The organism is Bacillus sp. EB V-12 (assembly GCF_056158125.1).
In genome coordinates, this window is the sequence record NZ_JBUXJL010000003.1 from 342,555 (window position 1) to 356,317 (window position 13,763).

Sequence of the window (13,763 nt, forward strand, 5' to 3'; positions counted from 1 at the left end):
TTAAGAATACGCTCCTTGTACTACTTGCACAATTTCCATCGGCTTATGAACCATGTAATCTGGTGCATCTTTTTTCACTGTTTCAATAACATCATATCCCCAAGATACCCAAATTACGTTCACTCCAGCCTTTTTACACGCTGCTACGTCTCGCTGTTCATCACCGACATATAACATATCTTTCTCTGTTATTTTTTTTGATTTCAAAAATCTTTTTATCATTTTATCTTTACCAAACAAATTTTTAGAACAATACACTTCTTGAATATTTTCGATACCATTCTTGTGTAAAAACGCCCGAATATGCTCTTCTGAGTTCGATGATATGACTGCAATTCCGTAGCCTTTTTTATGTAGTTCATCTAATACTTCTTTCATCCCATGGAACAAAACGAGATTTTTTATAGCAGGCTGATATAATTTATAAAATTCCAACGCTAATATCGGTAGTTTATACAGTGGTACATTAAGTTGTTTACATCTCTCTGGCATCGTTAATTTACGTAAATGTTCAATTTCGTCTTCCTTTACTGCTTTATACCCATGTTTTTCAGCAAGTTGATTATAAATCGGTACAAATATATTTTGTGAATCTACTAATGTGCCATCAAAGTCAAAAACAATATATTTTTGCATTCCCATACTCCCTTTGCTTCTTTTTTCTAAACCTATGTTATTCAACAACATAGTTGTCTGTCCCTTCTATAAAAATAAAAAAGAACAAGATTTTCTCTTGTTCTTTTTAAGACAACCATTTCGGTGGTACATTCGTATTCCAATAAATATTTCCTAACTCATGATGTCCAGAGTATCCATCATCAAAACGGTGGTAATGGAAATTAAAATAATAACCATCTTGCGGTGGATGATCTCTTCTTACATGGAAACGCAATAAATCATTTCCAGATTTCGTATCGTAGACGTGAAAAATCTTCTCATTATTTCCACCAGCTGGTTTTTGAGAAATCGCTAATGATTGTAGTGAATCTTCTGGTACATCACTAGCAAGCTCAGCAATTGCCTCTTCAATTTTCGGTAATATTACATCTTTAAACTCATCTTCAATTACTGGACCAATTTTAGTACCAAACTTTTGCATCGACTGCTTCTCTGCTTCTTGCATTGCATAAGTAATAAAAGTATCGGTGGTTAACCTGTCATTCGTTTCTTCATATGTATAGGACGTGCTCTCCAAACTTTGTTGCCCAGCTGTGCTCGTAGGCTTGTCCGCAGCTTTGGCATTATCAAGTAATATGGAAGGAGGCGTCACTAAACCAAATGTAAACACGGTAATTAATGCGACTAAGGTTTTTCTAAACCAATTTGGCATTTATGTTCCCTCCCCTTTCACTCATTATTTTTTATATAACGGTGGTTTCTTCTATTATACAAAATGATTGTAATTTTTGCACTTTACAATTTTGTTAACGTTCACATATTTTTCACTTGAATATGAAATTGTAAGGTTTCATACAATAAAAATACAACAATAATAAGGAGGCGATCAGATGACTTTAGATGTCATGTATTCCGCCGCAAGCATACTCGTTTTAGTATATTTTATTTATCAATGTGTTACAGACTAGAAAAAGAGCCGTCAATGGCTCTTTTTTAATGGTAAAAATACAATCCATACAATTAATAAAATAAAAATAATGCCACCAATCACAGCTGGCAATAAATAAAACTGGGCAAGTATAACTATTCCATACAAAAGTATTGCTGGTAGTAGTAAATAACGATTTGCCTTCCATCTTAACAAAAGTAAGTTCCCTTCATCACAATATAAATGAAGAAACATCTTATTCGTAAATTCATTCCAATAATCACGTGCATAGCGAGAAATTGCAACTACAGCAAATACGAGAACAATAGCTGCAATCCACCTAGGAGTCATAATTATACTTGCAGTACTGATACATACAATTTGAATATAAAATATTCGTGCAGTACTTGTACGGAAAAATTCTTTCAAAAAAGATTCGACAATACGAGAATCAGCTTTTTTTCCTAAAAGTCTTTTAGAGTACGGAAACATCCACGGTTTTTTATTCGAACTACTCGGTTTAGCCGCATGACCACCAACTTGCATAATTCCGCTCGTCCAGCGCATGCTTTCCTCCTTTTCTTTCTCAATTTCTTTAAAAAAGAACTTTTTATAATTCATTTTCGCTTTTACTAATACACTACTTAAGAAAATTACTAAACCGATAAATAGAATTGAATAAAATGAATTTTTATAAATAAAAAATAAACTAATTCCAAAAAAGGACACGCTTATAGAAAATACTACATTTTTTACAATCCATAAAACCCATCGTTTCTCCGCATGTACATGAATAAATCTCGTTAACAACGACATCATAAATCGAAATATAGTAAAGAATACCCAAAATAATAGGACTTGTATCTCTGTTACTCCGATACTTTTCATCAACACCGGTAACATAATAACGACTAATATTATATTCGTTATCGCTATTCGAACAAATGTGTACATCATGCCATACTGGACTAATTTTTGCATATGTGTTGCATACGAAATTAAAAATAAACTATCCGCTTGCTCAAAAAATGAACGAACTCCTCTCGGATATGTTACTAGATAAAATGCGAGTAATCCTAATCCGAAATAAATCGTCTCTTCCGTTGATAATTCATTTATCCATAGTGACCTATAATAGATTCCCATAAATATAAGTGCTGGTATAATAATATATAATGCGACTGTCCAATCTGTTACCGAACGTATAGACTTCCACTTCCGCTGAAGCTCATGGCGTAATCTTTTATAAAATTGTTGTTTAATCATGTTGTTCACGCCTTACGATTACATCAAAGCAGTCTAGTAATGAGCTACCCGGCATTTCCGCTAACATTTGAATAGATTCTAAATGTCCATCTGCGACTAATGTACCTTGTGAAATGAGTAAAAATCTTTCACAAATTTTTTCAGCAGTATCCAATACGTGCGTACAAAGTAAAATTCCTGCTCCGCGCTCTTTTTCTTTATATAAATAACTTAAAAACTCTTTCGTAGCTACTGGATCTAAACCGATAAAGGGTTCATCAATGATATAAAAATCTGGCTCAGTTAAAAACGCCAATATTAGCATCGATTTTTGTTTCATACCTTTTGAAAACTTTGATAAATACTCATGTTTATGCTTATCCATTCGAAAAGTATGTAATAATTGTTCCGCTCGTTCTTCCCAGCTTCCCATTTCACTTCCACGAGCAGCCATTAATAATTCAATATGTTCCCAGAGCGTCAAGTAATCATAGTATGTTGGATGTTCTGGCACGTATGCATACGGATTTTTCTTTTCACCGAATGATATTTCACCGTCCATATTTACAAGTAATCCGAGCATCGTTTTTATCGTCGTACTCTTCCCAGCACCATTTGCTCCAATAAGAGCAACTAGTTCACCTTTTTCGATAGAAAAAGCTATATCATGAATTGTTTTTTCGCCTATTTCATATCCGGCTGAGCGGATATTTACTTCTAACATGCATTTCCCCTCTTTCCATTTCCAATACAATCAAGGAAAAGAATAACATATAACTATCTATATATCATTATAAAATATTTATTTTCATAGCAGGAAAAAACATTTTTTAACAGAATATTAAATGTTTGATTACATTTTATTGGGGTGGATAATATGTCTTTTCAAATTCGTGAAGCAACGATAGATGATATAGACGCACTTTGTTCTTTAACGAAAGAATTAAAAGGTTCCTCTATTTCCTATGAAGATATGAACAACCGATTACAATTCGTACAAATGAGTCCGTTTGATTTTTTATATGTTTACGAGGAAGAAGAAGCTATATTTGGATTACTTGGATTTCGTATACGTGAAAATTTAGAAGATGTAACACGTTATGGAGAGATTTCAATTATTAGCGTCGATTCTAACATACGGCGGAAAGGCATTGGACAAGTATTGATGGATTATGCAGAGCAATTAGCAAAGAAACATAATTGCATTGGCACATGGCTAGTTAGTGGAACAAAAAGAGTAGAAGCTCATCCTTTTTACAAAAAATTAGGATATGAAGTAAATGGCTACCGATTTGTAAAACATTTTTAAACTACTTATAATTGAAGGGACTATAACTATGACAAACATTAAAGCAATTTTCATTGATCGTGACGGTACAATTGGTGGTGACACTACAATACATTATCCAGGATCCTTTACATTATTTCCATTCACAAAAACATCCTTGCAAAAACTAAAAGCTAAAAATATAAAAATTTTCTCTTTCACAAATCAACCTGGTATCGCAGATGGAATAGCAACTGTAGCCGATTTTGTACAAGAATTAGAAGGCTTCGGTTTTGATGATATTTATGTATGTCCTCATAAACACGGTGATGATTGTGAATGCCGTAAACCAAGTACAGGCATGCTGCTTAAAGCAGCAAAAAAACATGGGCTTGATTTAACACAATGTGCTGTAGTTGGTGATCGCTGGACTGATATTGTTGCAGGAGCAAAAGTAAATGCGACAACAATTCTAGTCCGAACAGGCGCTGGGTATGATGCTTTGCATACGTACCGAGACAAATGGGCACATATTGAACCAAACTACATTGCAGATAACTTTGAAGATGCAACAAACTGGGTTTTAAATCAACTATAATACAAATGAAGATTTTGATTCACTCAAAATAATTTAAAACATAGTTAAAATAGCCTTTTTGGAAAATAATTGTCTTCCATAAAACGGATCACCTCAAAAGGTAGCAAGTTCCCTTTTGATACGCAAACATTGCAATTCAAATTTTATTTTTTATTAGTAACAGCAATTAACGTAAAGAAGGAATAGCTTAGTGGCTATCCCTTCTTTATTGACTTCTATTATTTACATTTGTTATCTTTTTTTATTGAGTATTCTCATCGTTTTTATACTCCAAAATATCCCCTGGCTGACACTCCAAAGCTTTACATATCGCTTCTAATGTTGAAAAACGAACCGCTTTTGCTTTCCCATTTTTCAAAATAGAAAGATTCGCCATCGTAATTCCAACCTTCTCCGAAAGCTCCGTTACACTCATCTTTCGTTTTGCTAACATGACGTCAATATTAATAATAATTGTCATATCCGCCACCTCAGACCGTCAAATCATTTTCTGATTTTATGTTAATTGCTTCTTGTAGAAGGCGTTGAAGAATAGCAGCAAAAACAGCGATAACGAGCGAAGCAAAAACGATAATAAGTCCCACTAACCCAATAGGAGGGTCCATTTTTTTCGCTATAAAATGAAAAAGTGGTAAACCTAATACATACAAACCACTGATTGTAACTGCACAGCGCTTTATATTCTTTAACGCCTTTACAGATAACTCCGAGAACGCTGTGTTCTCATCAATGTACTGTAAAAGATTGAAAGCCTGATAAAGAGCAACGTAAAAAGGCACAGCTGCTCCATACATCACAATGAAAACAAGATATTTTATCAGAGTAATATTAGGATACAAATTCGCTGCGAAATTCGCCATTTCCGGCACTAAAAATATGCATAAAGCAAGTACTGCAATTCCAACAAGAAAAATAATTACTTTTAAGAACGTTGTTGAACTTCGTTTAAGATTCATTTACAATACCTCATTTATTTAATGATAACATAATTTTATCATATCGTTTATCGTTTAACAATAAATAAATATCGTTTTCGTCATGTTTAATTTAGGCAAAAATAAAAAAGAATTTCTCATTACAAAGAAATTCTTTTTCTTGAAAATGTCTCTTTCAACTTAATTTTTTAAAACGTTAATTCGTAATGGAAATAACGATTATCTCTCAAATAACCATTTTCAGCATATAATCGTTGTGCTGATAAATTATCAATCTCTGTTTGCAATTTTACACCTTTTGCTCCATTCTCTAATGCGTATCCTTTAGCAGCTTCTAATAATTTTTTACCTGTTCCGGCTCCACGCTTCGCCGCTTGTACAAATAAATCATTTAAAATCCATAATTCTTTCATTGAAATGGAAGAAAATGATGGATATAGTTGTGTGAACCCAATATATTCGCCGTCTTCAACTGCTACGAAAATAACGGACTCTTTTTTCTCAATTCGATTTCGTAAAAATACTTTTGCACCTTCTAAATCAGAATCCTGCCTATAAAACATGCGATAGTTATTAAAAACTGATGCTAGTCCATCTAAATCTGCAATTGTTGCCTCATATATTCTCATTTTACTCCATTCCCCTTCCAATACTGTCTCATTATATCCGTTGCCCATTTAGGCTGGTGTATTTCTTCTTTCGGCATAAACTCTTTCATTATTGGTTTTATATCCAATATAGGAGTACCATTAATAGCATCTAATCCCTCAACAATAATTGATTTACCTTCTCTTTTGATCACCTTTACAATTGTTACACCTATGCGATTCGGGCGATTTTTTCCGCGCTGTGCAAAAATACCTACTTCAGGATAATCTTTATTATTTCTAGGATGTCTAGCAAAATACTGAATTTGCTCGTCAGTTACTTTATGAAAATAAAAAACAACTTCAATATGGGAAAAATCTTCAATCCCTTGTATACTTTCTTCTGCATACATTTCAGTTAAAGTTATACGGGATCTTACTTCTCCCCACTCATCATCTTTTATTTCCTTTCTTTCATTATGTACAAATGCGATTGGTTGAACTGAAAACATACGCATTCCCCCTTAAATGTAACCACTTACATTATAAAATATTTTCTGAATGTTTTCCAGATATATGAATTAAGTTTACATAATATAATTATAATCTATTTATCTAGAGCTACCTTGACTGCTTCAATTGCATGTATATGAGTCGTATCAAATATCGGGACAGATACGTTTTCTTGCTTTATTAATAACCCTATTTCTGTACAACCTAATATGATTCCCTGTGCTCCTTTTTGCACTAACTCTTCGATGACTCTTTTATAATATTCTCTAGATTGAGATACTATTTTTCCTAAACATAATTCTGTATATATTACTTTATTTATTTCTTTTCTATTTTTTTCTGATGGTACTATTACTTTTATATCATGCTCTTCAATACGTGACTTATAGAAATCTTGCTCCATTGTATATTTAGTTCCAAGCAGACCAACCTTTTGAATGTCTTTTCTTTTAATTTCTTTTGCAGTTGCATCAGCAATATGTAAGACTGGAATATCAATTTTCGCCTTTATTTTTCCAACTACCTTATGCATTGTATTTGTACAAATGATTATAAAGTCTGCTCCCCCCTTTTGTAATGAATATGCCGCATTCCCTAGAATTTCTCCAGCACCATCCCAATCTCCGCTAGACTGACATCGTTCAATCTCTTCAAAATCCACACTATTAATCAAACATTTTGCTGAATGTAGCCCTCCTAATCTCTCTTTTATTTCTTCATTAATAATTCGATAATATTCAGAAGTTGATTCCCAACTCATACCACCTATAAGACCTATCGTTTTCATATAAACACCTACCTAAACTATTTTTATAAAACTAATAACAATGTTTTATTATGTATATTATACATAATAAAACAAGACTTTAAGTTTGGAATATAAAGTCTTGTTTTAACGGAATAATAAATAATAATTCTACTTTCATTTCCAAGGAAATTTTTATAGAATATTCTGAAATTAACAATCTGATGTTTTTATAAATTCTTTATACTTATAATTAAAACACTCTCGATACAACTCTTTGATTTCATCATATGATGGAACACGTGGGTTATTAGCTGGGCTACCACTTTCAATTGCATCTGATGCCATTTTAGAAATAGCATTTTCAAATTCAATTTCATCGATTCCGTATTCTTTTAAATTTGGAATACGAAGATCAAAGCAAAGTTTTTTTATTTCACCAAGTGTGTAGTCTGCTACTTCCTCATCAGAATTCGAATACAAATCCTTATTTAAACTACGTCCAATTTTTGCTAACCTTTTCATTGCACTTGTTTTTGTAAACTCTAACACTGTAGGTAATAGTATGGCATTTGATATTCCATGCGGTACATGAAATAATGCTCCCACTGGCCTTGACATTCCATGAACTAATGTAACTGATGCATTAGAAAATGCAATTCCAGCTTGTAAGGAAGCAATCATCATCGCTTCTCTTGCCTCCATATTACGTCCATCTTCATATGCTATACGTAAATATTTCATAATACTTTCAATAGCTGAAAGAGCAAGTACATCTGTAAGTGGTTGTGAAACTTTAGAAATATACGCTTCAATCGCATGACATAACGCATCTATTCCTGTTGCTGCCGTAATTTGTGGGGGTAACGAACTTGTCAAAACTGGATCTATAATTGCTACTTTCGGTATAAAACTAGGATGCTTCATCATCATTTTTACATCTGTTTTTTTATTCGTAATTACTGCTACACTTGTAACTTCCGATCCAGTACCAGAAGTTGTTGGAATTGCAATAAGTGGTAGTGGATTGTTTTCTATTTTAATATCCTTTTGGACATAATCCTCAACTTCTCCACCATTTGTATATAAAACCGCTACCGCTTTCGCAGCATCAATACAACTTCCACCACCAATACCGATAATAAAATCGCACTTTTCCTCTTTACAAAGAGATAACGCTTCTAATACGTGTATATTTGTAGGCTCAGCATCCACTTTATTATATGTACTAACAGTAATACCTTTCTTATTTAATTGTTGCATACACTTTTCAACATATCCTAATTTTTCCATAATTGTATCAGTAACTATAAAAGCTCTTTTCCCTAACTTTTTTGATTGTTCTCCCAGTTTTTCAAGCGAATTCCTTCCATATAATACCGACTTTGGCATACGAAACTCAGAAACCTCTTGCAAGTCCCCCACCCCTTCTTATCCTAATTAATATTTTATAACATAAATTATCGATTTGATGAATCTTTACGATTCAAATTTTTTAATAGAGTCCTGTTAAAGTATAGAATGCGATAACTAAAAATACAGCAACCGTTTTCAAAATTGTAATAGCAAATATATCTTTATATGACTGTTTATGTGTTAATCCTGTTACTGTAAGAATAGTAATAATAGCCCCGTTATGTGGTAGTGTATCCATTCCTCCTGATGCCATTGATACGATACGGTGCATAACTTCTAATGGAATATCAAATTGATTGGCCGCTGCAATAAATTTATCTCCCATTGCACTTAATACTATTCCCATTCCTCCTGATGCCGAGCCTGTAATTCCAGCTAAAATATTCGTCGTTACTGCACCATTCACTAACGGATTTGTGAAAGTAGCAGAGATGCCATCTCTCATAATTGCGAAACCTGGAAGTGCTGCAATGACACCACCGAATCCAAACTCAGCTCCTGTATTCATCGTTGCAAGTAGCGCTCCACCAATACTTGTATTCAATCCAGCTTGGAAACCTGTTACTACTCGCTTCCAATATAATAATAACGTTGTTAAGATCCCTATAATAAGTGCCAATTCTACAGACCAAATTCCTACTACTGCACTTAATTCTACTTTTCCAAATGCTTTCATACCAATTGCAGAAAAATCAAAACCGCTTGGATACCACTTCGGTATCATAATAGTAAACACTTTATTCATTACACCTACTAAAATAAGTGGTATAAATGCAATAAGTTGTTGTGCTCTTGTGATTTCAATGTTATTAATTAATGGCATATTTTTTTTTTCTACTTGCAAAGATGCTGCCATTTCAGTATTTCCATCATTAAAACCAAAGTATCCTTCACCTGCCGCTTTTGCCTTCTTACGTCTACTCTCTAAATATAGTAAACCTAATGTAAGAACAAAAATTGCTCCTACAATCCCAAGTATCGGTGCAGCATAAATATCCGTTTTAAAAAATGTTGTAGGTATTACATTTTGAATTTGTGGTGATCCAGGTAACGCATCCATTGTAAACGTTACTGCTCCAAGAACAATCGTTCCAGGGATTAAACGCTTTGGAATATTAGCTTGTCGAAACAACTTAGCTGCGAACGGATAAACAGCAAACACTACTACATACACACTAACACCACTATACGTTAAAATAGCCCCCATTAATACAATCGCTAATATAGTACGTTTTTCACCAACTAACTCAATAATCGTTTTTGCGATAGAATCTGCAATTCCTGACATTTCCACTACTTTCCCAAATATTGCTCCTAATAAAAACACAGGAAAATATAATTTTATAAATCCAACCATTTTCTCCATAAAGATATTAGAAAAGAAAGGTAATACATAACTAGGTTCTGTCAAAAATACTGCAAATAATGCAAATATCGGCGCGAATAAAATAACAGAAAAACCTCTGTATGCTACGAACATAAGTAAACTTAGTGCTAATAATATAATAACTAACTCCAATTTTACCCCTCCATTAAACAGAATATTCTAAATTTTATTGATAAATTTCTACTAACCTTTTAATTCTGACATCCCTCCTCTTATTCATACAAATTTTTATGCTAAAAATGTCTAATTATAATTATTCGATTACATATGAAAAATCCCTTTAAACAGAAACGAATTCATCGTCATACGTTATAAAGGGATTGCTAGAATCTATATTTACTAATTTATTAAACTTTTTTCTACACAAAAATGATACAGTTCTTCAACATCTTTCACTATGTAAGTCGCACTAACTTCAGTCAGTTCTTTCTCACAGCCATAGCCATATAAAACACCAATTGAAGCAATTCCATTCTGATTCGCACCTATTATATCGTGCTTTCTATCACCGATCATTATCATTTCTTCTTTATTTAGTTCTTCATTTGTTTGTAAAATATGAGCAATTATTTCATCTTTTTTTATTCTTGTACCATCTAAATTACTTCCAATGATATCTTCGAAATAATTCGTCAATTGAAAATGCTCTATAACTTGTTTCGCAAATACAGTGGGCTTTGAAGTTGCTACAAATATGCGATTCCCTGAACTTTTTAATTGTTGCAAGAGCTTCAGAATCCCCTCATATACATTATTTTCAAACAATCCACGCTGCTTTAAATACTCACGGAAATAAAAAACAGCACGTTCAAGCTCTCCTTCACTCATATTATATCTCTCTATGAATGATTGCTGAATAGGAGGACCTATAAATGAATCTAACTCACTTACATGTACTTCTTCAATTCCTACTTTTTTTAACGCATATAAAACCGAGTTTACAATCCCTTCTTTCGGATCCGTTAAAGTTCCATCTAAATCAAATAGAAATGTTTTATACATGTTTCATTCCTCCACTTAATTTGCTGTATAAATAACTGCTAACATCTCTTCCACTTCTCCCTATTATACTATCATTATCTATTTTTTCGAAAAATCAATTTCCATATGTCACATACTTTCAGTTACAAAATACGATAGATATGATACAGTAAAAAAGTTACAATTATTTTAATAGAAACTGGTGAAACAAATGTCAATTACGTTAATTTTTATAATGGCTTTCACAATTGTAATCCACGCAGTTGAAACAAGCTCTTATAGTATTCGATTAGCGGGGGTTCGTTTAAAGAAGATTGCTGTCGCATTATCCGTCGTAGGAATCGTATTACTCATTTCAAGAACGTCAAACTTACTACAAGCCTTTTTACTTGGCGGGATTGTGGACGAAGCAAAACTAGATCCTTCTATTGATTTAGAGCATATTATACGTCTTGTACTATTATCTGCTTCTATCGGTACATTGCTTGCGATTATACTGTATCCAACTTTGACAAAACTATTTGGATATGTCATTCAAAACTTTGAAACAGACGGTTCTTTCATTCGAATGATGAAAACGAATAACATTCAAAAATTAAAGTACACAAAAAAATATGTCCGCTTTCCAAAGTTAGAAATGATTCATAGACTGCGTATCGGCGGTATTCCAAAGCGTATAATGCTTATTAACATGTTCGCTACTGCAATTTATACAGCGGGAGTTCTTTCCGCACTATATGCTTCTTTTTTAATTCCAGCTTTCGCAACAAAAGCCACTACAGCTTCTGGTCTTATTAATGGTTTTGCTACTATTTTATTAACAGTGCTACTAGATCCACGTATTGCTCTTTTAACAGAGCGAGCTCTTCAATCAGAAGAAGGTGCTGAAGCAATGAGTAAAATGTATGCTTGGCTAATGATTTCTAGACTTTTTGGTACATTACTTGCTCAACTGTTATTCATACCAGGTGCTTACTGGATTACATGGATTATAAAGCTTATGAATTAAATTTACTCTCTAAAAAAAAGCAGGTGAGATAACAAATGACTATACAAACAGAACAAGATATCATTCGCTTAATAGAAAACGACGAATGGATGATGAATGTATTACAAATGGCAAAATCACTAGAGTTACCTGATTGGTGGATTTGTGCCGGATTTGTTCGTTCTAAAATTTGGGATACTTTACATGACTATGAAGCTAAAACGGCTATGCCTGATGTTGATGTAATTTATTATGATAGTCTACATCAAGATGAGATATACGAACAATCATTAGAAACGAAATTAATGAATATTGATGCTACTATCCCTTGGTCTGTAAAAAATCAAGCTCGTATGCATGTAGTGAATAATATGCCACCATATTCTTCTTCTGTTGATGCTATTTCTAAATTTCCTGAAACAGCAACGGCATTAGGAGTTACACTTGATGAACTAAACAACGTCATATTAACAGCCCCATGTGGTATTGAAGATGTCCTTTCCTTACAAGTGAGACCAACAGCTCATTTTCTTGAATCGAAAGAACGATTACATATGTACAAAAACAGAGTTATAAAAAAGAATTGGCAAAGTAAGTGGCCTAACATCACAATCACATATCCAGAAATATAGAAAGGGTGCCTCTCATTTATAGAAGCACCCTTTTCTTCATTTCAAAAAATGTATGACTGTTTCTGCAAACCTATCTGCTTCCTCATAATGAGGTGAATGACCGCTCTCTTCAAATACGATATACTTGCCGTTTCGGGCATCTTTATTAAATGTTTTAATTTGTTCTTCACACGTTACTACATCATGTTTTCCTACAATTAATAACATTGGATTCTGTACTTCTTTTATTTTATATAATAATGATTTATGACATGCACCCTCTAATTTTAATCTATCAAAATGAATTTGAGAGCGATTTGAAAATACTTCCCACTCTTCATCGCTATATAAACTATAGTCTGTCTCATCTTCCTTATAATTGTAAATCTCCATTCTTTTTTCTTCTAATTCAGCGCTTAATCTTATATAGGCTTCTAACAACTCTTCTGAACTAGCATAGCTAGATGAATAAGCAAAGCACTCTTTTGCTACTTCTTCTTTTTCATGCTTTTTTAATAAATGCCCTGTCTTTTGTAATAAAGCTCTACTTGTTAATGCAAAGTCGAAAGTTGGCCCTTCAAATATTATTTTCTCTATTGAACTTGGATATATCGACGCATATAACAATGCTAAATAGCCACCGAAAGAATGTCCAATTACAGACCACTTTTCAATTTGTAATGCTTTTCTTAGTTCCTCACAGTCTTCAATTAAATCATTTAATCCAAAAGCTTCATCCTCAGTAATTTCTTCTGAGCGACAAACACCCCTTTGATCTATCATAATTACATATAGAGAATCTTTTAAACGTTCCGCTTGATGAAATGAAAAATCATAGCAACTCTCTCCTGGTCCACCATGCAAATATAAGACTGGTTTATCTTTAGGATTTCCATGCGTTTCAACGTATAGCTTTTTCCCTCTAATATTCATGTATCTCCCTG

At 33.1% G+C, this 13,763-nt stretch carries 17 protein-coding genes; 4 read left to right on the forward strand and 13 right to left on the reverse strand.

The features are described 5' to 3' along the window. From ACZDYH_RS13280 to ACZDYH_RS13295, 4 genes are all read right to left on the reverse strand, one after another. Entirely contained in the window at positions 1 to 636 is a 636-nt protein-coding gene (locus ACZDYH_RS13280) for an HAD family hydrolase (protein WP_025687389.1), read from the reverse strand. A 106-nt stretch (positions 637 to 742) separates the two neighbouring features. Further along, a complete protein-coding gene (locus tag ACZDYH_RS13285) occupies positions 743 to 1,330 on the reverse strand; it encodes a YpjP family protein (RefSeq protein ID WP_001134421.1) in 588 nt (195 codons plus the stop codon). A gap of 267 nt (positions 1,331 to 1,597) precedes the next feature. Next, on the reverse strand, positions 1,598 to 2,812 hold the full coding sequence (locus tag ACZDYH_RS13290) for an ABC transporter permease (RefSeq protein ID WP_049107736.1): 1,215 nt from the start codon (positions 2,810 to 2,812) through the stop codon (positions 1,598 to 1,600). Further along, positions 2,805 to 3,515 carry an ABC transporter ATP-binding protein gene (locus ACZDYH_RS13295; protein WP_000895234.1) on the reverse strand — a complete coding sequence of 237 codons (711 nt, stop codon included), beginning with the start codon at positions 3,513 to 3,515 and terminating at the stop codon, positions 2,805 to 2,807. The genes ACZDYH_RS13290 and ACZDYH_RS13295 overlap by 8 nt, the downstream gene beginning before the upstream one ends. 153 nt (positions 3,516 to 3,668) lie before the next feature. On the opposite strand from ACZDYH_RS13295, the gene ACZDYH_RS13300 reads away from it, so the two are divergent. Then, the gene (locus tag ACZDYH_RS13300) at positions 3,669 to 4,100 is read left to right on the forward strand and encodes a GNAT family N-acetyltransferase (protein ID WP_000009776.1); all 432 of its coding nucleotides are present in this window, start codon (positions 3,669 to 3,671) and stop codon (positions 4,098 to 4,100) included. A 28-nt stretch (positions 4,101 to 4,128) separates the two neighbouring features. Further along, positions 4,129 to 4,656 (forward strand): HAD-IIIA family hydrolase, encoded by a 528-nt coding sequence (locus ACZDYH_RS13305; RefSeq protein WP_049107737.1) that lies wholly within the window; start codon positions 4,129 to 4,131, stop codon positions 4,654 to 4,656. A 241-nt stretch (positions 4,657 to 4,897) separates the two neighbouring features. On the opposite strand, the gene ACZDYH_RS13310 is transcribed toward ACZDYH_RS13305, so the two are convergent. The 8 genes from ACZDYH_RS13310 to ACZDYH_RS13345 all read right to left on the reverse strand — a co-directional run bounded on the left by ACZDYH_RS13310 (position 4,898) and on the right by ACZDYH_RS13345 (position 11,241). Further along, entirely contained in the window at positions 4,898 to 5,116 is a 219-nt protein-coding gene (locus ACZDYH_RS13310; protein WP_000152534.1) for a helix-turn-helix domain-containing protein, read from the reverse strand. Between the two features lie 10 nt (positions 5,117 to 5,126). Beyond that, positions 5,127 to 5,612 (reverse strand): DUF2975 domain-containing protein, encoded by a 486-nt coding sequence (locus tag ACZDYH_RS13315; protein ID WP_001050152.1) that lies wholly within the window; start codon positions 5,610 to 5,612, stop codon positions 5,127 to 5,129. A 167-nt stretch (positions 5,613 to 5,779) separates the two neighbouring features. Continuing rightward, positions 5,780 to 6,220: a GNAT family N-acetyltransferase gene (locus ACZDYH_RS13320; RefSeq protein WP_071730091.1), complete on the reverse strand. Its 441-nt coding sequence runs from the start codon at positions 6,218 to 6,220 to the stop codon at positions 5,780 to 5,782. Beyond that, positions 6,217 to 6,690, reverse strand: coding sequence for an SAM-dependent methyltransferase (locus ACZDYH_RS13325; protein WP_000493252.1), 474 nt, complete (start codon positions 6,688 to 6,690; stop codon positions 6,217 to 6,219). Before ACZDYH_RS13325 ends, ACZDYH_RS13320 begins: the two co-directional genes overlap by 4 nt. Before the next feature lie 95 nt (positions 6,691 to 6,785). After that, the gene (locus ACZDYH_RS13330) at positions 6,786 to 7,478 is read right to left on the reverse strand and encodes an aspartate/glutamate racemase family protein (protein WP_016122416.1); all 693 of its coding nucleotides are present in this window, start codon (positions 7,476 to 7,478) and stop codon (positions 6,786 to 6,788) included. A gap of 171 nt (positions 7,479 to 7,649) precedes the next feature. Further along, complete coding sequence (locus tag ACZDYH_RS13335; RefSeq protein WP_006925116.1) at positions 7,650 to 8,852, reverse strand: iron-containing alcohol dehydrogenase; 1,203 nt, start codon at positions 8,850 to 8,852, stop codon at positions 7,650 to 7,652. Between the two features lie 79 nt (positions 8,853 to 8,931). After that, positions 8,932 to 10,371: a GntP family permease gene (locus ACZDYH_RS13340; protein WP_088363739.1), complete on the reverse strand. Its 1,440-nt coding sequence runs from the start codon at positions 10,369 to 10,371 to the stop codon at positions 8,932 to 8,934. Between the two features lie 207 nt (positions 10,372 to 10,578). Next, positions 10,579 to 11,241 carry an HAD family hydrolase gene (locus ACZDYH_RS13345; protein WP_000278491.1) on the reverse strand — a complete coding sequence of 221 codons (663 nt, stop codon included), beginning with the start codon at positions 11,239 to 11,241 and terminating at the stop codon, positions 10,579 to 10,581. A gap of 190 nt (positions 11,242 to 11,431) precedes the next feature. On the opposite strand from ACZDYH_RS13345, the gene ACZDYH_RS13350 reads away from it, so the two are divergent. Further along, on the forward strand, positions 11,432 to 12,229 hold the full coding sequence (locus ACZDYH_RS13350) for a lipid II flippase Amj family protein (RefSeq protein WP_000028911.1): 798 nt from the start codon (positions 11,432 to 11,434) through the stop codon (positions 12,227 to 12,229). 35 nt (positions 12,230 to 12,264) lie between these two features. Continuing rightward, complete coding sequence (locus ACZDYH_RS13355; protein WP_006922721.1) at positions 12,265 to 12,840, forward strand: nucleotidyltransferase family protein; 576 nt, start codon at positions 12,265 to 12,267, stop codon at positions 12,838 to 12,840. A gap of 36 nt (positions 12,841 to 12,876) precedes the next feature. On the opposite strand, the gene ACZDYH_RS13360 is transcribed toward ACZDYH_RS13355, so the two are convergent. Continuing rightward, complete coding sequence (locus ACZDYH_RS13360; protein WP_006922720.1) at positions 12,877 to 13,752, reverse strand: alpha/beta fold hydrolase; 876 nt, start codon at positions 13,750 to 13,752, stop codon at positions 12,877 to 12,879. Positions 13,753 to 13,763 lie beyond the last annotated feature (11 nt).